The following is a 17223-nucleotide window of genomic DNA, read 5'->3' as shown; positions in this document are numbered from 1 at the left end:
TCGCAACGATCGACGGGGTAGGGGCCATGCGGCGGCCAGTCGCGACATCGCCGTGGAGATGGCTCTGGACGCTGTGCGGCTGGATCGTGTTCGCCGCCGGCGCGTGGGCGATGGACAACCGCGACCGCGACATCGGCCAGTACTACCACACCGCATGGACGGTGCGCGAAGGCGCGCCCGGTCAGGTGACCGCGCTCGCGCAGACGGCGGACGGCTATCTCTGGCTGGGCACGCAGACGGGCCTTTACCGCTTCGACGGCGTCCACTTCGAGCGTTACCGGCCGCGTGAAGGCGGCGACTTCCTCGCGTCGAGCGTCGCCGCGCTCTACGCGCCGCCCTCGGGCGGGCTGTGGATCGGTTTCCGTTATGGCGTGGCGAGCTTCGTGAAAGGCGACCGGGCGACGCACTTCACGGCGGGGTCCGGCCTTCCATCGGGCACGGTGTATGCGATAGCCGGGACACCCGACGGCACGATCTGGGCGGCGACGTTCAACGGCCTGGCGCGTTTCGATCATGGGCGATGGACGGCGGTTGGGACGGCGCTCGGCCTTCCCGGTACGCGGGCGCGCAACCTCGCCGTCGACCGTCAGGGCCGGCTGTGGGTCGCCACGGAGGACGTCCTCGCGTGGCTGCCCCGCGGCGGGACGCGTTTCCAGATCGCGTCACGCGACGTGGGACGCATCAACCGGATCGCCGAAGCGCCCGACGGGGCCATCTGGGTCGCCGAAGCGGACGGCGGCGTGCGCCCCGTCTGGACAGCGACGGGCGATCCCGCCACGGCGGGGCCCGTGCTGCGGATCGCGTCGGCAGGCCTGCTCTTCGATCGCGAAGGGGCCCTGTGGATGCCGACGCTCGGCAACGGGATCCGCCGCGTTCCACGGGTGCACGAACTGGCCGCGAAGATCCTCGGGCCCGACGACACCGATGCCCAGCGTTTCGTGGAGCGCGACGGCATGAGCTCCGACTACACGAGCGCGGTGCTGCAGGATCGCGAGGGCAACCTCTGGTTCGGCGGTAGCCGCGGCCTCGACCGCTTCCGCGTCAGCCGCCTGCTGCCCGCCGCGCAACTGCCCGGTGCGACCGACTTCGCCATGGTCGCGGCAGCGTCGAAGGGCGTCTGGGTCGGCACGAAGAACCACCCCTTGAGCTATCTCGGGCTCGAGGGCATCACCCCGTCGAGGCTGACCCAGGCGATCACCGCGGCGAGCCGCGACGCCGACGGCACATGGCTCGGCGGACCCAACGGGCTATGGAAGCTTCGCGACGGCGTGCCCGAGCCGGTCGCCGCGCTGCCGTACCCCGACTATTCGGGCGTGCAGGCGGTGGTCGGCGACGGTCACGGCGGCGCCTTCGTCTCGTTGAACCGGCCGGGCATCTATCACTTCAGTGACGGCCGCTGGACTCACGATCCCCTCGCGACGTTCGCCAACGATCCGGCGCCGCTCGTCCTCGCCCGCGACCGTCGCGAGCGATTGTGGATGGGGTTCGCCCGGAACACGGTGCTGATCCGCGACGGCGCGAAGGACACGGTCGTCGGACTTCGCGAGGGCCTGTCCGTCGGTAACGTCACCGCCCTCCTGGAGGATGGCGAAGCCATGTGGGTAGGCGGCGAACTGGGCGTCGGCGCGATCATCGGCGACCGCGCCCACATGATCGTGACGCGCGGCGAACCGTTGCGCGGGGTCTCCGGCCTGGTGCGCGACCGCCGCGGCGATTTCTGGGCGAGCGCCGCGCAGGGCGTCGTCCGCATCGCCGGAGCGGACATGGCACGCGCCCTCGCGGATGCCGAGTATCGGCCGCCGGTGCGGGTGTTCGATTCCCTCGACGGCCTTCCCGGCACGCCCGCGCAGTTCCGCCCGCTGCCGACGGCGGTCGTCGCCGACGACGGCCGCCTGTGGTTCGCGACCACCAGCGGTATCGTGTCGATCGATCCGGCGGACGTCCCGCGCAACGCGCTCGCACCCTCGGTCTTCGTGCGCACCGTCGGCACGGACATGGGCACCTGGCCGGCGGACGCGGAGACACGGCTACCCCCACGAACGGAGCGGCTGCGCATCGCGTTCACGGCCACCAGCCTGACGATGCCGGAGCGTGTGCGCTTCCGCTATCGCATGGAAGGGCTCGACACGCGCTGGCGCGACGCGGGAGACGAACGCGAGGCGGTCTATACCGATCCGCCGCCGGGTCGTTACGTGTTCCGTGTGATCGCGTCGAACGAGGATGGCGTGACGAACGAGGCGGGAGCGTCCGTCGGCATCACCGTGGCGCGCGCGTTCTACCAGATGCCCTGGTTCTATCTGTTCTGCGCCGCGGTGACGGCGCTGCTGATCTGGGCCGCGTTCTTCGTCCGTCTCCGGCGGATCTCCGCCCAGCTGCGCGAACGCCTGCACGAACGGCACGCGGAGCGCGAGCGCATCGCGCGCGACCTGCACGACACCCTGCTGCAAAGCGTCCAGGGGCTCGCCATGCGCTTCCAGGCGATCGCCAACCGCGTCCCACCCGGCGATCCGCTGCGCGTGGCGATGGAGCGGGCGCTGGACCGTGCGGACGAGGCGATGGTCGAGGCGCGCGACCGCGTGCGCGACCTGCGCGCCCACGGGAGCTATTCGGGCCGTCTCGATGTGGCGTTACGCGACATGGCGGCCGCTTTCGCGACCGAGCACACCGTGCCCGTCGTGGTCGACGTGACCGCCGACCTGCGTCACCTCGACGGGTTGGTGCGCGACGAGCTTTACGGCATCGCGAGGGAAGCCGTGCACAACGCGATCACCCACGCGAACGCCTCCCGCATCGAGGTCGCGTTGCGCGTCGAGGGCAACGACCTGCTGCTCAGCGTCCGCGACGATGGTCGCGGTATCGACGAGATCGTGCTGCGTGACGGACGCTCGGGGCACTGGGGACTACGCGGCATCCGCGAGCGTGCCCTCGCTGCGGGCGGCGTCCCGTCGATCGCTTCGCGGATCGACGGCGGCACGGAGATCGCGGTGCGCATCCCTCTCGCCCGCGCGTTCCCGGGCCACCACACGCCGCTCCGGCGGTGGTGGCGGAGCGTGCGTCAGCGATAGCACCCGTTCTCGAACTGTCCCTTCGCCATGGGGCACAGGATCGCCGCGAAGCCTCCGTTGACCGGCACGTCGAACGACAGCGAACCGTCGGCCGTGACGTTCTGCCGCGTGTGCACGACATCGCCGCGACCGGCGCCGTCACGCACGATGTCGACGTGCCAGGGACCGACGCCCAGCGACGCGAGCGGCACGGTGAGCCGGCGGGGCGCGCCGGCCGCGATCGCGCCGATGTACCAGCGGTCGCCGCTGCGGCGGGCGAAGATCGCATCCTGCCCCGGCGTCCCGCCGAGCAGCTTCGTCTCGTCCCAGACGGTGGGAATCTGGTCGAGGAAAGCGAGCGCCTGTGGCCGGGCCTCGTAGGCTTCCGGACGGTCCGCGAAGTGCGTCCACCCGGACTCGAACACGATGGGCAGCGCCACTTCGTGGGCGATCGAGGCTTCCTTGCGTCCCGCGTCGAACGCGACCGGCGTGTAATCCATCGAACCCACGACATTGCGCGTGAACGGCTGGATGGTGTTACCCACGACCGGCGGATCGTTCTCCGCGCCGCGTACGCCCTCCATCGTCATCAGGTGCGGCCAGGTGCGCTGAAGACCGTGCGGGATGGTGGCGCCGTGGAAGTTCAGCATCAGCTGAAGTTTCGCGGTGTCGGCGAGCGTTTCGTCGTACCAGCGGTAACGCGCCTGCGAATCCGACTCCATGAAGTCGACCTTCACGCCCTTCACGCCCCAGCCCTTCACCTTCGTCAGTTCGGCCATGCGCTTGGCGGGCGTGTCGAGCTTCGACCAGTGGTACCAGAGGAGGATGTCGACGTGCTTCGCGTTCGCGTAGCGCACGAGGTCCGGTACCCATGCGTCCTTCCAGCCCTCGTCCACCAGCACGTAGGGAATGCGGTTCTTCGCCGCGAAGTCGACATAGGCCCGCTGGCGCGTCGCATCCGACGGGCTCGCGTGTTCGCTCAGCCACGACCAGGCCACCTTGCCCGGCCGGATCCACGACGTGTCGGAAAACTTCGCGGGATCGGCCAGGTCGTCGACGAGGGTCGATTCCGTCACGGTCGCGAGGTCGCCGATGATCGCCGTGCGCCATGGCGTGACGCCGGTGCTCTCCACGCGCGTGTCGGCGAGCGTCAGCGCGTAGTCTCCGGTGTTCGCCGCGTGCGTGAGGCGGCTGCCGTCGTAGCGGCCGTCCGCATTGGCTTCGGTGAGCAACACGTAGCTGTCGCCGATGCGGAACAGCGAGGGATAGCCGTACTGCCCGGGCGCCGCGCCACCGGCCGTCGTCTGGAAGCGTTCCTTCTCGTACTCGGGGCTGTAGGGCAGCAGCCAGGCCGGCGCGCTCGCGGGCACGGCGAACGACGTCGCCTCGCCCGTCACCGCCGCGCGTGTCGCGCCCGGCAGTTCGTAACGGAACGCGACGCCGTCGTTGCCGATACGCACGACCACGTCGAGCTTCTGGCCCTTCGCGTTCTGCAGGGCATAGCGCGTCTCGGAGAGGTTGGCGGTGCGGTCGAGCTTCTTGCCGACCGTCATCCGGTAATGCTCGGTGAGCTGGCGCTGCGTCGTGCCGATGAGGCGAAGATCGTGCGTCAGGTCGGCGTCGGTGGTGCGCAGGCCGAGGGTCTCATCCACCAGCGCCGCGCCGTGCGGATCGGTGATGCTCAGCACTGGCCGACCGCCGTCCCGGAACACGAGCGTGGCCAGCGGCGGCGCGGCGAGGGCGGGAAGGCTGACGAGGGTCGCGATGGCGGCGGCGAGACGGCGGGAGGCGTGCTTCATCCGGTGGTTCCTGTCGGCGGCGATGCCCGAGCATTCCACACGGTCCTTGCGTACTCAAGGACGCAGGGCACGTTTCGTCCCGCCTGCTGGGCCCTGTCGGCGATAATGCCCCATGGACTCCCTCGCCTCGGCCATCGCACTCCTCGAACACGAAGTCGCCTGGCGCGAACCCTCGTCGTTTCGCTTCCGCGCGGACGCGGCGGATCGTCTCGAGCTGCTCCTGATCGGCGCGCACGATCCGGCGCTCGTGTCGCGCGCCGTGGCGCTGATCGATGCGATGGCGTCCGTCGACGCGATCGGCTTCGACACGATGCGCGACGCCGTCCGCCGCGGCGAAGGCCGCATGGCCTTCGCGCCGTGGCTCGACGTGGGGGTGCCGACCGGACAGCATTACGACGTGCTCGACCACGTGCTCGCCGGCGTCCTCGCGCTCGAGGAGCCGGACGTCGCCCATCCGTCGCCGCCGCGCGAGATGGTCTTCTACCAGCCGAGTCCGGCGCGCCACATCGTCGATGGCATCGCGCGTGCGCGCATCGCGCGCGACGACGTCGTCATGGACCTCGGCGCCGGGCTGGGCCACGTGCCGATCCTCGTCAACGTGCTCACCGGCGCGCGCACGCTGGGCGTCGAACGGGAGCCGGCGTACGTCGAGCGCGCGATGGACGCCGCGCGGTCGCTGGGACTGGCCGACGTGCATCTCGCCACGGGCGACGCACGCGAGGCCGATCTTTCGGCGGCGACCGTGTTCTATCTGTTCACGCCCTTCATCGGCACCGTGTTGCGAGACGTGATCGCCGGCATCGAACGGCAGGCGCGCGAGCGTCCTTTGCGCGTCGTCACGCTGGGGCCCTGCACGCGCACGTTCGCGCGCATGCCGTGGCTGCGCAGCGACGATGCCGATCCGTCAGCCGACGACCGGATCGTCGTGTTCCACGCCGGATTTCGTGGCGGGTAGCTTCTGGATCAGGCGGCCGCGGAACACGCCCGCCAGTCGGTGAAAGCCCGCCTCGGTCGGATGCATCTCGTCGTTCCAGTCGGCATCGTCGGGCAACAGCCCGCGCAGATCGACGTAGTCGAACCGGCCGTGCAAGCGCGGATCGTTCTTCAGCGGCTCCAGCACCTGGTCGACGAAGCCGTCGATCAGCAGCCGCGCGAACGCGCGTCCCTTGACGATGTCGTCGCCGAGCGCCTGACGGATGTTCGGCCCGATCCACGGACCGATCGACTTCTTCAGCAGCGCGGCGACGCCGAGATTGCGCAGCCCGAACTCCGCCCGGCTGCCGATGAGGCGGGGATAGTCGTACGTGTGGGCGAGGAAGGGCACGTCGGGCCGCGCGCGATGGAACGCGCCGACGAAGAACGCGTACGCGTCGCGTACCTGGTCGAAGCGGCCGGTGGCCTCGATCGCCTCGAAGGCTTCCTGCGGCGTCAGGCCGCTGCGGCCCTTGAGCGCGTTCCCCAGCCATGTGTCGACGAAGTCGTTGCCGCCGGCGCTGAGCAGCACCGCGTCGAAGTCGAACTTCGTGAACCACCCGAGCAGGTCGTCGAGGTTCTCCTGCGTGAACATCGAGCGATCCGGGTGCTCGCGCTGCGGCGTGGCCTGGTCGCCACTGCGCTCGACGCGAAAGAACAATCCGCCCTGTCCGAACTGCGGCACGCCGCGTTCTTCGTCCTCCGGTGCGGGGGACACGATCCAGTCGAGCAGGTTCATCGCCAGCGGCGTGGAAAACCAGGAATCGCCTTCGCAGAAGATGACCGGCGTGCGATCGAGGCGTCGTTCGTCCTTCAGTCCCTTGTACATCGCGCGGAACTGGCCGCGCTGGGAAAGTGCGCTGGATTGGGGCATGGCGGGTGCTCGTCCGGGCGACCCGCCGATCCTACACCCGGTGCGTTACCAGCGGCCGCGCCCGCGGCCGAAGTTGTCCTGCCCGCCACCGATCGAGATGCTCACGCCGCCCTTCGGATGGTCGCAGCTGCCGAACGCCTGGCTCAGGTTCACGGTGCCGGCCTGGTAGCTGCCACCGTAACCGTGGCTGGCACTGACCACGCCGGTGCTCACGCTGCCGTGCACCTGCGGCTTGTTGTACGTGGCGTCGTCGCAGTCCGGGGTGTCGTCCGCGACATCGGCGCCCGCCATCCGGCCGCTGGTGTCGCCGTAGTACGTGCCCGGCGGGTCGAGAGGCCGCGACCGGGTGACCGCTACGCTCTCCTTACCGGATGCGCCGGGGGCCGCGCTGGTCGACGCCGGTGCCGGCGCGCTGCTGGCGGCGACCGGCGTCGGCGTGAAGTCCGGCGGCAGGTTGAGGTTGAGCGGCTTCTGCTGTTGGGCCACCGCGGCCGTGGCGAGCAGGGACGTGGCGGCGAGGGCGAGGATGGCTTTCATGGGAAACGCTCCGGTTCAGGCCTACGAACGCTCGAGGCCGCGTCCGGTGTACCGGGGCTTGGAACGCTGGCAGGCCGCCGGAGTTCCCGCCCCACCGACACCTTACTCCGCCAGCGCCTCGTCCGCGTCCTCGGTCACCGGTTCGCCCAGGCGCGAACGCAGGGCGTCGATCTCGCGGCGCAGGTTGCGGTTCTCCGCCTCGAGGTCGGCGATCTGCTCGCGCAAGGCCTTCACCTCGTCGGTCGGCTTCTCGCGCGGCTTGCGCTTCGACTCCCGGACCCGCTTGGCCGCTTCCTTCAGCTCGGCGTCCCCGGCGGTGGCGGCGGCGCGTTGCTCCTCCTCGGGCAGGCTGGCGACGGCGGCGGCCGCGCTGATCGAGAGGGTGCCGGACTTCACGGCGGCGACCACCTCGGGAGCGGCTTCCTTGCGGATCTTCTCGATCATGCCGACCTGGTTGCTGCTGATCCGGGCCTCGCGCGCGATGTCCTTGCGGCTCTCGGCCGGGTTCGGGCGGGCCTTGCCGGAGGCGGGCTGGGCACCCGTGGTGTCGAACGGTACGTCCGGGGCGACCTCGCGTCCCTCGGCCTCCGCTTCGGCGAGCTTCGCACGGCGTTCCGCGAGGATCTCGCGCTTGCGCAGGGCGAGCACGCCGCGCTGGAAGTCCGAGACGCTGCGTCGGCCCAGGTGCTGCTCGATCATCCACAGATGCACGTCTTCGATCGACTGGAACCGCTCGTTCTGCACCGTGCGGAAGGGGATGTCGTGCTTGCGGCAGATGCCGTAACGGTTGTGGCCGTCGACGAGCGTGTCGCCCCAGAGCACGAGCGCGTCGCGGCAGCCCTCGGTGAGCAGGCTGCGCTCCAGCGACTCGTACTCGTCCGGCGTGAGCGGGTCGATGTAGGCCTTGAGATCTTCGTTGACGACGATGTGCATGAGCGGCGGGAGTCGGACGGCGGCGGGGGCGGCATTCTAGTGCCTGCGGGGCGGGCGTGCAGGGACGGCACGTTGGCGCGGTCGCGCCGGGGCGTGCGACCCTTGGGGCAGCAGGCCTTCATGCCGCGAACGGGGAGAAACGGATGGTCAGTCGTCGACAGTTCATGCAGGCCGCGCCGCTGGGCGCCCTTTCCCTTGCCGGCCTCGGGTTGCCGATGGCGGCGCTCGCCGCGGCGCGCACCATCGAGGACATACCGCCCGACCGTATCGTCTCCTTCCTCGGCGACAACGTGCCCTCCCGGCCGGCGCAGCTTCCCGCCCGGCTTCTGGCCGCGATGAAGGGCAGGGAGGACATCGGCGACGTCTACCTCGCCGAGGGCGCCACCGGCGCGCTGGAGCGGCAGTTCGCGCGGATGCTCGGCAAGGAGGACGCCGCGTTCATGCCGAGCGGCACGATGGCGAACCAAATCGCGATCCGGCTGCATTGCGCCGGGCGCTCGCGCGTGTTGCTGCAGGAAGAGAGCCACGTCTACCGTGACGAATCCGATGCCGTCGCCGTCATGAGCTCGATCAATCCCGTGCCCGTCGCCGGCGGCGCCTCGGAAGGTTTGTACGACGGGATGCTGGCGGCCTTCGCACGCAGCGGCGAGGATCCCTTTCCGGTGGACGTCGGCGCGGTGTCCATCGAAAGTCCGGTACGGCGCCTCGATGGCGCCACCGTGAAGCAGGAGACGATCGCCAGGATCGCGGCGTTGGCGCACGGAAAAGGCGCGCGCATGCATCTGGACGGAGCGCGGCTGCTGCTCATGTGCGGCCTGCCGGGATTCGACCTGCGCAGCTATTGCGGTCCGTTCGACTCGGTGTACGTGTCGCTCTACAAATATCTCGGCGCGCCGTTCGGCGCGATTCTCGCGGGCGACAAGGCCTTCGTCGATAAGGCGCGGCAGGCGCGCCACGTGTTCGGTGGCGCGCTCTATCACGGCTGGACCGCGGCGATACTCGCCGCGAAGACGCTCGACGGGTTCGAAGAACGCTTCGCGCGCGTCCACTCCGCGGCCGAGGACCTGCTCGCGCGACTCGCGAAGAAGCCCGGCGTGACCGTCGAACGGGTCGTCGACGGCAGCAACATCGTGTTTCTGCGTTTGGACGAGAACGTCGCCACGGGTCTGCGCGAGCGCCTGACCGAGCACGACATCGCGATCCGCAAGGTGCGTGACGGCCGGCTCCAGCTGGTCTTCAACGAGACGATCCTGCGCAAGCCCGTGGCGTCGATCGCCGCGGCCTTCTGACTCGCCGACGCGCCTCCCACACGTCGTCGCGATTCCGTGTCAGGCCGCCGTCATGCCTCCGTCCGCATGCAACTCGGTGCCGTTGACGAACGCGCTGGCGTCCGAGGCAAGGAACAACGCCGCCTCCGCCAGTTCGTCCGGCGTACCCATGCGGCCCGCGGGAATCTGCGCGGTCACCGCATCGAGGAACGCCGGACGATCGGCGTCCGCCACCCCGAGCTTGTCAAGGATGGCGGTATCCACCGGGCCAGGGCTGAGTACGTTCACACGGAGCCGCCGAGCGCGGAACTCCATCGTCCAGTGACGGGCGAACGCCGCGATCGCCGCCTTGCTGCCCGCATAGACGGCATGGCCGTCGAGCGTGCGCGTCGCGGCGAGCGAGCTGGTGAGGATGATGCTGCCGCCGTCGCGCATCACGGGTGCGATCGCCTGGACACCGAAGAAGACCCCGCGCGTGTTCACGCCGAACTGGGCATCGTATCCCTCGGGCGTCACGTCTGCCGAGGGCTGGATGGTGATGATTCCAGCGTTGGCCATGTACACGTCGAGCGTGCCGAAGCGCTCGCGAACGGTGCTCGCGACCTGCGCGTGATGCGCGAGGTCCGCGACGTCGCCGACGATGCCGAGGGCGCCGTGGCCGATCACGGCGACCGCCTCGTCCAACGCGTCCTTTCGGCGTGCGGTCACGATCACCTGCGCGCCTTCGCGCGCGAAGAGGCGCGCCGCTGCCAGGCCGATGCCGCTGTTTCCGCCGGTGATCAGGGCGATCTTACCGTCCAAGCGTTTCATGGGAATGCCTCGTTACGATGATGATCGCCACGATATGCGGCGCATCCGCGGGGCCGGTAGCCAGCTCGCGGGCACTTCATTTGTGCCAGGAACTCCCAGATGTCCCACCTACTTCATCAGGCCGCCAATCTCGTCGCGTTCGTGCGCTCCGTCGAAGCCGGATCGTTCAGCGCGGCCTCGCGTATCACCGGGACGACGCCGTCCGCGGTTTCGAAAAGCATCGCGCGCCTGGAAGCCGAACTCGGCGTCCGGCTGTTCCGTCGATCGACACGGCAGCTGGACCTCACGCCCGATGGCCTCGTGTTCTTCAACCGGGTGGCGCCCTTGCTGCGCGACCTCGACGACTCCGCCGACGCCATCCGTCCGGAGGGCGAGGCGCGCGGGCGGCTTCGCGTAAGCATGCCGAGCGATCTCGGGCGATTGCTCATGCAGCCGCTGGCGACACGCTTCGTCGCCGCGCATCCTGGGCTCGAACTCGACATGGTGCTCGTCGACCGCCCCGTCGACGTGGTCGGCGAAGGCTTCGACGTGGTGTTCCGTGTCGGGCATCCCGCCGAGAGCGACCTGCGCTCCCGCCTGCTCGCGCAGCTCGACATGGCGCTCGTCGCGTCCCCGACCCTGCTTGCGACGCATGGCACGCCATCGACGGTCGATGAGCTCAGGGAGCTTCCTTTCGTGCGTTACCTCATGAGGGGCCGCTTATCCGCTGACGTTCGACGACGGGTCGACCTTCGTGCCGCGCGGGCCGGTGGGCGTGGACACGGGTGTCGCGCTGCGCGAGGCGGCCGTCCAGGGCATCGGCGTGGGCTACCTGATGGTCTGCACCGTGCGGGCGGACATCGATGCCGGCCGACTCGTCCGTCTCCTTCCCGCGCATGCCCTGCCGTCGCTTCCCTTGCATGCGCTGCATGCCTTCGGGCGCCTCACACCGGTGCGCGTGAAGCGACTCACCGAATTCGTGGCGGCCGAGGGCGTTCGGTTCGCTTCAGGCGCCTGAAAGCGGCGACGCGCCGTGCTCCTCCCTTGGTTGCGGCAATGCGTTACTGGTAGAAGAATCGTCCCCGACAAGAGAGGGTAGGACTCATGGCGACGACGAAGACGGCCGGTGGCGCATCGGCGTCCACGCTTATCGACGAACGCATCGCGTCGCTCGGCGACTGGCGGGGCGAGACGCTCGCGCGCATGCGTGGCCTCATCCTCCAGGCGGATCCCGCGGTCGTCGAGGAGTGGAAGTGGATGGGTACGCCGGTCTGGTCGCGCGACGGCATCATCTGCACTGGCGAGTCCTACAAGGCCAAGATCAAGCTGACCTTCGCGAAGGGCGCGTCGCTTCCCGACCCGACGAAGCTCTTCAACGCGAGCCTGGATGGCAACATGCGCCGGGCGATCGATATCGCCGAAGGCGATGCGATCGACGAGAATGCGTTCGTCGCGCTGGTCCGCGAGGCGATCGCGACGAACAGGGAAAGCAAGGCGAAGCGGAAGCCGTCTGCGCGGTAATTCCCGTCGGCTGGGCGCGCGCGCACGCGAACGGACTCGCGTCGCGCTTCACGTGCACGGTGCGTCAGGCGGCCGTCTCGTCCCCATCGTCGGCAGCGCATGTGACCCCGTCGTCGGGCTGGTCCATCCAGCCGCGCGTGAGGCCCATGCTGTGCTCGACACAGCGCGCGAACCACGTGTTGATGTAACTCCCCGTGGCCATCGCCTCGAGGCGATGGCCACCGATGGCGTTCCCGAGGTGGCGTGCCTGGGCATCGTAGGTGTCGATGCCGGATGCGGTGAGGTAGTGCAGGACGCGCTGGAGCCTGGCGCGACGTACGAGTTGCCTGGACATTGAACGGTAACGGTGCGGTAGCGGGATCGTCGTTGTGCGTAAGCACTTACTGATTATTACCTTGGCGAAGCGCCCGCGCTACATGACGAAGGTCCCGTGTCTTCACATCGGTGAAGCGGCCCGCGCGGCGACGGTGCATAGTGCGGCCCTGGGACTTATCGAACCGGAGGTAGCCATGGCACGTGTCACAGGTATCGGCGGCATCTTCTTCAGCGCGAAGGACCCGGTCGCCCTGCGCGGCTGGTACGTGAAGCATCTGGGTGTCGACGTCCTCCCATGGGGTGGCGCGGCGTTCCGCTGGACCGATGAGAACGGAGAGCCGAAGGGCGGCACGACGATCTGGTCGATCGGCGCCCAGGGAGAGGAGAACTTCCCACCAGGCCAGCCGGCCTTCGTGATCAATTACCGGGTCGACGACCTGGCGACGCTGATGCAGGCGCTCCGCGACGGAGGCTGCAATGTGCTCGATCGCACCGACGACGGCGAGTTCGGCAAGTTCGGCTGGGTCATCGATCCGGAGGGCAACAAGGTCGAGCTCTGGGAGGCGCCCGCCGGGATGTGAACCGGAACGGCTAAGCCGCGTGCTCCTCGTCGAACGCGCGCCGCGCCTCACGTACGGCATCGACGTGGCGTTCGGCCCAGTCGAGCAGTCCGCGGATCGGTTCGAAGATCGAACGTCCGAGGTCCGTCATGCTGTATTCGACGCTGGGCGGTCGCGTCGGGAAGACTTCGCGATGGACGTATCCCTCGCGCTGCAGTTCGTGCAGCGTCTGCGTGAGCATGCGCTGTGAGATATCGGGCACGAGGCGGCGCAGCTCGCCGAAGCGGTAGGGGCGTTCCGCCAGCGCCATGAGCAGGAGCGTGCTCCACCGGCCTCCGATGACATCGAGGACGTCGCGCACGGGGCAGTCGTTGATGTTGCCGGTGATCGCGCGCTGGCGCGCCAGCATCCGCGACACCCGGGTTTCCGGCGGGGTGGTTCCCATTTTGTGCCTATCGCCAGTCAAAGTGCCTCCTTTACGGAGGCCGTCACATGCCCGATCTTTCAGGCGCTCTCAAAAAGAGAGTATCACTCGACAGGATGCACAGGCATGAGCGACACGATCTTCATCACCGGCGCCGCCGGTCATCTGGGCGGCGCCGTCGTGCGCCATCTCCTCGACCGTCGCGTGGCACCGGAGCGCATCGTGGCCGGCACGCGTCACCCGGAGAAGCTCGCCGACCTGGCGGCGCGCGGCGTCACCGTTCGCAAGGCCGATTTCGACGACGTGCCGGGCCTGACGAGCGCGTTCGCGGGAGCCGGGACCGTGCTGATCATCTCCACCGACGTGCTGACGCAGGATGGGCATCGTCTGCGCCAGCATCGCAACGCCGTGCAGGCGGCCGTCGCGGCCGGTGTCCGCCACCTCGCCTATACGTCGCTGCCGGCGCCGGAGACGTCGCCGATCTCGTTCGCGCCGGATCACGCGCTGACGGAAGAAGCGCTGCACGCCACGGGTCTGCCGGTCACCGTGTTCCGCAACGGCTGGTACCACGAGAACCTCTTCATGTCGGTGCCGGCCGCGCTCCGGTCCGGTCACTGGTATACGGCCAGCGAGCAGGGCAGGACGTCGTACGCGGCGCGCGACGAGATCGCGGAGGCCATCGCGGCGGTGCTCGCCGAAGCGCCGTCCGGCAGCCGCACCTATACGCTCACCGGCAGCGAAGCCTTCACCGTCGAAGAGATCGCCGCGCTCGTGCGCACGTCCACCGGCAAGCCGCTCGACGTCGTACACGTCACGGACGATCAGCTCGCCGCGGGCCTTGCCGCCGCTGGCGTCCCCGAGGGCATCGTCCCCATCCTCGTCTCGATGGAAGTCGCGACGCGCGCGGGCAGCCTGGGCATCGTCACCGACGACCTCGCGACGATCCTCGGTCGCACGCCGACCTCGTTACAGGCATTCATCGCGGACAAGGCGGGTGCCTTGTCGGGCTGACGCATGCTCAACGAAGGTAATCGTTCGGCTCGACGAGCACGAAGCCCGGCGTTTCGCTGACGCACTGGCGAAGCAGGAACGCGTGGCCGGCGCCGAAGAACACGACGATTCGGTCGCCGGGCCGGCTGACCTGCAGCAGTTTCGCGCAGATCAGGAGGTTCCGGCGATACCACGCGCTCAGCAGATCGGCGCCGGGCTGGACGTCGCCCGAACCGACGAACAGCGCGGTCCGGTACCACGCGTTGTCCTTCGACAGTCGCGCGGCGTTGTTGAGATAGCGGAGCTCCGCGCCGATGCTGCCGGTCGCGAGGATGCGGCTTTCCTCGGCGAGGTCGCGCTCGATCGCGGCATCCTGCTCGTCGAGCATCGCCTTCATGCCGTGGGCTTCCGCGTATGCCTTGACCGGTGCGAAAGGAAAGTCGCCATCGGCATCGATGCCGAAGATCGACCTCGATCGCACCCGTTTCGCGAGCCGGAAACCGAGCTGGACGCGCTCGCTGCGCGAAGGCGCCAGACTTCCGTCGAGGTAGCTGGCGTATTGGGCGTCGGCCGCGTCCTTCGCCATCTCGATCGCCACCTTGTTGGGGCCGAAGCGGGCGATCTGTTCGGTCACCGCTTCGATCTCGGCCTGCCGCCTGGGAGCGAGCACGTCGTCATGCGTCATGTTGTGCAGATCGTGGCCGGGATTCGCCATGTGGGACACGCCCACGATCATGACGCGTACCGGATCCGGCGCTTCCCGCGCGAGGCTGGATAGCGGGGCGGAGACAAACGCCACCCCGCCGATCCAGCCGAGCAACGACCACACGTTTCGTCCTTTCCACGATCTCATCGGTATCCCCTGATCCATCGACTGGTATCCGGCCGGACGACGCACGTCCGGCTCCCGCGAGCCATTCGAAGATGCGTGGAGCAGGGAAAGGGTTTAAACGGGACGACCGCAGGCGAACCTAGAGTGTTCTGACGGTGCCGCCGTCGATGCGGTGTTCGGAACCCGAGATCGACGCGGCGCGCGGGGATGCCAGAAAGACGATGAGGTCGGCCACTTCGCGGGGCGTCGCGGGCCTACCCAGCGGGATGCCACCCAGTGCATCCATGATCATCCGCTTGCCACCCTCGTAGTCGGTTCCGGCGCTCGAGCCCAGGCGTTCCGCGAACGTGACGGACGCTTCCGTCTCGATCCATCCCGGGGCGACCGACAGCACGCGCACGCCCCGGGGCATGACTTCCTTCGCCAGCGATTTGCTGTACGTGGTGAGCGCCGCCTTCGCGGCGGCATACGCCGTGGTGGACTCCGGCAGGGGCATCACGCGCTGGATCGAACTCACGTGGACGACCACGCCCGAGCCTTGCGCAAGCATCGTGGGCAGCAGAGCGCGGTCGAGGCGTACGGCGGACATGAGGTTCAGATTCAGCTCCGCCATCCAGTGCTCGTCGGTGATGGCCGCGTAGCCGCCAGTGGGCGTGGCGGAGCCGCCGACCGCGTCGATCACGATGTCGACGGCGCCCCATTCCCGCAGAACGCTCTGCGCGAGATGGGTCACGCCTTCCGCCGTCGTCAGATCCGCGGCGATGTACGTGACGCCGTCGATGGGCGCGGCCGGCACGCCACGCGCCGAGGCGACCACGCGGGCGCCGGCATCGATGAGCGCCTGAACGACGGCCGCGCCAAGGCCCATCGTGCCACCGGTGACCACGGCACGCAGGCCGTCGAGCTGAAGGTCGAAGCTCATGCGGTGATCTCCAGGCTCGCGATCAGGCCACGTTCGAGGCGGAAGGCGAGCGTCATGTCGATCGGGCTGCCGGCGAAGTCGCCCTCGGTGTGGCTGCGCACCACGTGGAAGCCGTCGATCGTTTCCAGCGAGAAAGGCTCGTTCGTATAGGTGTAGAGCCGCATCGTGCCCGACTTCCACGTCGCGATGGCCCCGCGGCCGACGTGGGTTTCGCGCTTGTCCGTCACGACACCCTGCGGGGTGAAGCAGCGGGCGACGGCGTCGGGGCCTTGCGTGTCGGCGATGAAGTAGGCGGCGATCGGTTCGGGGAGGGTGAGGGTCGACATGGTGGACTCCGTGGTGAGGACGGTCCGAGAATGCGCGCTCGCGTCTGTTGAGAGAATCACCTAGTATCCGAATTGGCTATGTAGCTAACGATGCATAATGCGCGGATCCGATTTCGCCGAACTGAAAGCCTTCGTCGCCGTCGTGGAGCGGCAGAGCTTCGCGCGCGCGGCGGAACACCTCGGCATCTCGCCGTCCGCGCTCAGTCAGACGATCCGTCAGCTCGAAGGTCGTATCGGCGCGCGTCTCCTCAATCGCACGACGCGCAGCGTCGCGCCGTCCGCCAGCGGTGAGCGGCTCTACGCGCGGATCGCGCCGTTGTTCCGGGAGATGGACGTCGCCGTCGCGGAAGCCGGCGAGTCGACCGGGCGGATGAGCGGCACGCTTCGCATCAACACGCTGGGCATCGCCGCGCGCACGATCATCGCGCCACGGCTGTCACGCTTCCACCGGGTGCACCCCGACGTCGTGATCGACGTCGTGGTCGACGACGCGCTGGCCGACATCGTCAGCGGCCGCTTCGACGCGGGCATCCGCGTGGGCGGGCAACTGGAGAAGGACATGGTGGCCATCCGCCTGACACCGGATCTGGACATGGTGGCCGTCGCGTCGCCGGATTACCTCGCCCGTCACGGCACGCCGCGGTCACCTTCGGACCTGCATCGGCACGCGTGCATCAACTGGCGCCTGCAGATGGACGGCAGGCGCTACCGCTGGGAGTTCATGAAGCGGGGCAAGCGATTCGAGGTCGAGGTGGATGGCCCCGTGGTCACGAACCATGCCGACATCGGCATCGCCGCCGCGGTCGAGGGCCTCGGCATCGCCTATCACTTCGAGCGCGACGGTGTCGGCGAGCTGCTCGCCCAGGGACGCCTCGTGCAGGTGCTCGCGGACTGGTCGATCTCGCGCCCCGGCCTGTTCCTCTACTACCCGAACCGCGAGCACCGGCCCGCACCCCTCGCGGCCTTCATCGACTGCCTGCTGGACCGGGCGCCGTTCGATGGCGCCTGCTGAGTGCTGTGTCGCATGTTGCGCGAGCGGATTCGGCCCTGCAGCGAAGCGGGCGAGTATTCGCCAACGCTGGAGCGCGCCTCCCGCACTGCGGAAGTTTTCGACAAG

The 17223-nt window shown here is 68.9% G+C and carries 19 protein-coding genes; 8 read left to right on the top strand and 11 right to left on the bottom strand.

The window, feature by feature from the left end; genetic code table 11:
• Nucleotides 1–26: 26 nt before the first annotated feature.
• Nucleotides 27–3065: a two-component regulator propeller domain-containing protein gene (locus tag J2X58_RS11210; RefSeq protein ID WP_310048246.1), complete on the top strand. Its 3039-nt coding sequence runs from the start codon at nucleotides 27–29 to the stop codon at nucleotides 3063–3065.
• Here the strand turns inward: J2X58_RS11210 and J2X58_RS11205 are convergent.
• Nucleotides 3056–4843 (bottom strand): glycoside hydrolase family 97 catalytic domain-containing protein, encoded by a 1788-nt coding sequence (locus tag J2X58_RS11205; RefSeq protein WP_310048244.1) that lies wholly within the window; start codon nucleotides 4841–4843, stop codon nucleotides 3056–3058. The two genes, J2X58_RS11210 and J2X58_RS11205, sit on opposite strands and share 10 nt — an antisense overlap.
• Nucleotides 4844–4955: 112 nt before the next feature.
• Here J2X58_RS11205 and J2X58_RS11200 point away from each other — a divergent pair, with 112 nt between their 5' ends.
• Nucleotides 4956–5798 (top strand): hypothetical protein, encoded by an 843-nt coding sequence (locus J2X58_RS11200; protein WP_310048241.1) that lies wholly within the window; start codon nucleotides 4956–4958, stop codon nucleotides 5796–5798.
• Here J2X58_RS11200 and J2X58_RS11195 read toward each other — a convergent pair.
• The 3 genes from J2X58_RS11195 to J2X58_RS11185 all read right to left on the bottom strand — a co-directional run bounded on the left by J2X58_RS11195 (nucleotide 5748) and on the right by J2X58_RS11185 (nucleotide 8159).
• On the bottom strand, nucleotides 5748–6689 hold the full coding sequence (locus tag J2X58_RS11195; RefSeq protein ID WP_310048239.1) for a hypothetical protein: 942 nt from the start codon (nucleotides 6687–6689) through the stop codon (nucleotides 5748–5750). The genes J2X58_RS11200 and J2X58_RS11195 overlap by 51 nt on opposite strands.
• 45 nt (nucleotides 6690–6734) lie before the next feature.
• Nucleotides 6735–7226 (bottom strand): hypothetical protein, encoded by a 492-nt coding sequence (locus J2X58_RS11190; RefSeq protein ID WP_310048238.1) that lies wholly within the window; start codon nucleotides 7224–7226, stop codon nucleotides 6735–6737.
• A gap of 102 nt (nucleotides 7227–7328) precedes the next feature.
• The gene (locus J2X58_RS11185) at nucleotides 7329–8159 is read right to left on the bottom strand and encodes a plasmid replication/partition related protein (protein WP_310048236.1); all 831 of its coding nucleotides are present in this window, start codon (nucleotides 8157–8159) and stop codon (nucleotides 7329–7331) included.
• 143 nt (nucleotides 8160–8302) lie between these two features.
• On the opposite strand from J2X58_RS11185, the gene J2X58_RS11180 reads away from it, so the two are divergent.
• Entirely contained in the window at nucleotides 8303–9448 is a 1146-nt protein-coding gene (locus J2X58_RS11180) for a beta-eliminating lyase-related protein (RefSeq protein WP_310048234.1), read from the top strand.
• A 39-nt stretch (nucleotides 9449–9487) separates the two neighbouring features.
• Here J2X58_RS11180 and J2X58_RS11175 read toward each other — a convergent pair whose 3' ends face one another.
• On the bottom strand, nucleotides 9488–10237 hold the full coding sequence (locus J2X58_RS11175; protein ID WP_310048232.1) for an SDR family oxidoreductase: 750 nt from the start codon (nucleotides 10235–10237) through the stop codon (nucleotides 9488–9490).
• A gap of 108 nt (nucleotides 10238–10345) precedes the next feature.
• A complete protein-coding gene (locus tag J2X58_RS11170; protein ID WP_310048230.1) occupies nucleotides 10346–10870 on the bottom strand; it encodes a hypothetical protein in 525 nt (174 codons plus the stop codon).
• Nucleotides 10871–10970: 100 nt separating this feature from the next.
• Here J2X58_RS11170 and J2X58_RS11165 point away from each other — a divergent pair, with 100 nt between their 5' ends.
• Both J2X58_RS11165 and J2X58_RS11160 read left to right on the top strand, forming a co-directional pair.
• Nucleotides 10971–11234: a LysR substrate-binding domain-containing protein gene (locus J2X58_RS11165; RefSeq protein WP_310048228.1), complete on the top strand. Its 264-nt coding sequence runs from the start codon at nucleotides 10971–10973 to the stop codon at nucleotides 11232–11234.
• Nucleotides 11235–11320: 86 nt separating this feature from the next.
• Nucleotides 11321–11737: a DUF1801 domain-containing protein gene (locus tag J2X58_RS11160; RefSeq protein ID WP_090056706.1), complete on the top strand. Its 417-nt coding sequence runs from the start codon at nucleotides 11321–11323 to the stop codon at nucleotides 11735–11737.
• A gap of 64 nt (nucleotides 11738–11801) precedes the next feature.
• On the opposite strand, the gene J2X58_RS11155 is transcribed toward J2X58_RS11160, so the two are convergent.
• Nucleotides 11802–12071 carry a hypothetical protein gene (locus J2X58_RS11155; RefSeq protein WP_310048226.1) on the bottom strand — a complete coding sequence of 90 codons (270 nt, stop codon included), beginning with the start codon at nucleotides 12069–12071 and terminating at the stop codon, nucleotides 11802–11804.
• Nucleotides 12072–12246: 175 nt separating this feature from the next.
• Between J2X58_RS11155 and J2X58_RS11150 the strand changes: the two genes are divergently transcribed.
• Nucleotides 12247–12633 carry a VOC family protein gene (locus J2X58_RS11150; protein WP_090056710.1) on the top strand — a complete coding sequence of 129 codons (387 nt, stop codon included), beginning with the start codon at nucleotides 12247–12249 and terminating at the stop codon, nucleotides 12631–12633.
• A gap of 10 nt (nucleotides 12634–12643) precedes the next feature.
• Here J2X58_RS11150 and J2X58_RS11145 read toward each other — a convergent pair whose 3' ends face one another.
• Nucleotides 12644–13057 carry a helix-turn-helix domain-containing protein gene (locus J2X58_RS11145; RefSeq protein WP_090056712.1) on the bottom strand — a complete coding sequence of 138 codons (414 nt, stop codon included), beginning with the start codon at nucleotides 13055–13057 and terminating at the stop codon, nucleotides 12644–12646.
• Between the two features lie 105 nt (nucleotides 13058–13162).
• On the opposite strand from J2X58_RS11145, the gene J2X58_RS11140 reads away from it, so the two are divergent.
• The gene (locus tag J2X58_RS11140) at nucleotides 13163–14047 is read left to right on the top strand and encodes an SDR family oxidoreductase (RefSeq protein ID WP_310048223.1); all 885 of its coding nucleotides are present in this window, start codon (nucleotides 13163–13165) and stop codon (nucleotides 14045–14047) included.
• A 7-nt stretch (nucleotides 14048–14054) separates the two neighbouring features.
• Here the strand turns inward: J2X58_RS11140 and J2X58_RS11135 are convergent, their stop codons facing one another.
• From J2X58_RS11135 to J2X58_RS11125, 3 genes are all read right to left on the bottom strand, one after another.
• On the bottom strand, nucleotides 14055–14879 hold the full coding sequence (locus J2X58_RS11135) for a DUF5694 domain-containing protein (RefSeq protein WP_310048221.1): 825 nt from the start codon (nucleotides 14877–14879) through the stop codon (nucleotides 14055–14057).
• A 118-nt stretch (nucleotides 14880–14997) separates the two neighbouring features.
• Nucleotides 14998–15780, bottom strand: coding sequence for an SDR family oxidoreductase (locus J2X58_RS11130; protein ID WP_310048220.1), 783 nt, complete (start codon nucleotides 15778–15780; stop codon nucleotides 14998–15000).
• Nucleotides 15777–16106 carry a nuclear transport factor 2 family protein gene (locus J2X58_RS11125; protein ID WP_310048219.1) on the bottom strand — a complete coding sequence of 110 codons (330 nt, stop codon included), beginning with the start codon at nucleotides 16104–16106 and terminating at the stop codon, nucleotides 15777–15779. The genes J2X58_RS11130 and J2X58_RS11125 overlap by 4 nt, the downstream gene beginning before the upstream one ends.
• 97 nt (nucleotides 16107–16203) lie before the next feature.
• On the opposite strand from J2X58_RS11125, the gene J2X58_RS11120 reads away from it, so the two are divergent.
• Nucleotides 16204–17118 carry a LysR family transcriptional regulator gene (locus J2X58_RS11120; RefSeq protein ID WP_310048217.1) on the top strand — a complete coding sequence of 305 codons (915 nt, stop codon included), beginning with the start codon at nucleotides 16204–16206 and terminating at the stop codon, nucleotides 17116–17118.
• Nucleotides 17119–17223 lie beyond the last annotated feature (105 nt).

It is taken from the genome of Luteibacter sp. 3190 (assembly GCF_031456385.1).
GTDB lineage: Bacteria > Pseudomonadota > Gammaproteobacteria > Xanthomonadales > Rhodanobacteraceae > Luteibacter.
This window is presented reverse-complemented; position numbering and strand designations above follow the sequence as displayed.

Bases quoted from the DNA above. Each gene is read 5' to 3' on its own strand.
- J2X58_RS11120 (WP_310048217.1), top strand. From the start codon at position 16,204: ATGCGCGGATCCGATTTCGCCGAACTGAAAGCCTTCGTCGCCGTCGTG.
- J2X58_RS11170 (WP_310048230.1), bottom strand. From the start codon at position 10,870: ATGCGTCGCAAGCAGGGTCGGGGACGCGACGAGCGCCATGTCGAGCTG.
- J2X58_RS11190 (WP_310048238.1), bottom strand. From the start codon at position 7,226: ATGAAAGCCATCCTCGCCCTCGCCGCCACGTCCCTGCTCGCCACGGCC.
- J2X58_RS11160 (WP_090056706.1), top strand. From the start codon at position 11,321: ATGGCGACGACGAAGACGGCCGGTGGCGCATCGGCGTCCACGCTTATC.
- J2X58_RS11155 (WP_310048226.1), bottom strand. From the start codon at position 12,071: ATGTCCAGGCAACTCGTACGTCGCGCCAGGCTCCAGCGCGTCCTGCAC.
- J2X58_RS11205 (WP_310048244.1), bottom strand. From the start codon at position 4,843: ATGAAGCACGCCTCCCGCCGTCTCGCCGCCGCCATCGCGACCCTCGTC.
- J2X58_RS11150 (WP_090056710.1), top strand. From the start codon at position 12,247: ATGGCACGTGTCACAGGTATCGGCGGCATCTTCTTCAGCGCGAAGGAC.
- J2X58_RS11180 (WP_310048234.1), top strand. From the start codon at position 8,303: ATGGTCAGTCGTCGACAGTTCATGCAGGCCGCGCCGCTGGGCGCCCTT.
- J2X58_RS11140 (WP_310048223.1), top strand. From the start codon at position 13,163: ATGAGCGACACGATCTTCATCACCGGCGCCGCCGGTCATCTGGGCGGC.
- J2X58_RS11130 (WP_310048220.1), bottom strand. From the start codon at position 15,780: ATGAGCTTCGACCTTCAGCTCGACGGCCTGCGTGCCGTGGTCACCGGT.
- J2X58_RS11195 (WP_310048239.1), bottom strand. From the start codon at position 6,689: ATGCCCCAATCCAGCGCACTTTCCCAGCGCGGCCAGTTCCGCGCGATG.
- J2X58_RS11200 (WP_310048241.1), top strand. From the start codon at position 4,956: ATGGACTCCCTCGCCTCGGCCATCGCACTCCTCGAACACGAAGTCGCC.
- J2X58_RS11185 (WP_310048236.1), bottom strand. From the start codon at position 8,159: ATGCACATCGTCGTCAACGAAGATCTCAAGGCCTACATCGACCCGCTC.
- J2X58_RS11125 (WP_310048219.1), bottom strand. From the start codon at position 16,106: ATGTCGACCCTCACCCTCCCCGAACCGATCGCCGCCTACTTCATCGCC.
- J2X58_RS11175 (WP_310048232.1), bottom strand. From the start codon at position 10,237: ATGAAACGCTTGGACGGTAAGATCGCCCTGATCACCGGCGGAAACAGC.
- J2X58_RS11145 (WP_090056712.1), bottom strand. From the start codon at position 13,057: ATGGGAACCACCCCGCCGGAAACCCGGGTGTCGCGGATGCTGGCGCGC.
- J2X58_RS11210 (WP_310048246.1), top strand. From the start codon at position 27: ATGCGGCGGCCAGTCGCGACATCGCCGTGGAGATGGCTCTGGACGCTG.
- J2X58_RS11135 (WP_310048221.1), bottom strand. From the start codon at position 14,879: ATGAGATCGTGGAAAGGACGAAACGTGTGGTCGTTGCTCGGCTGGATC.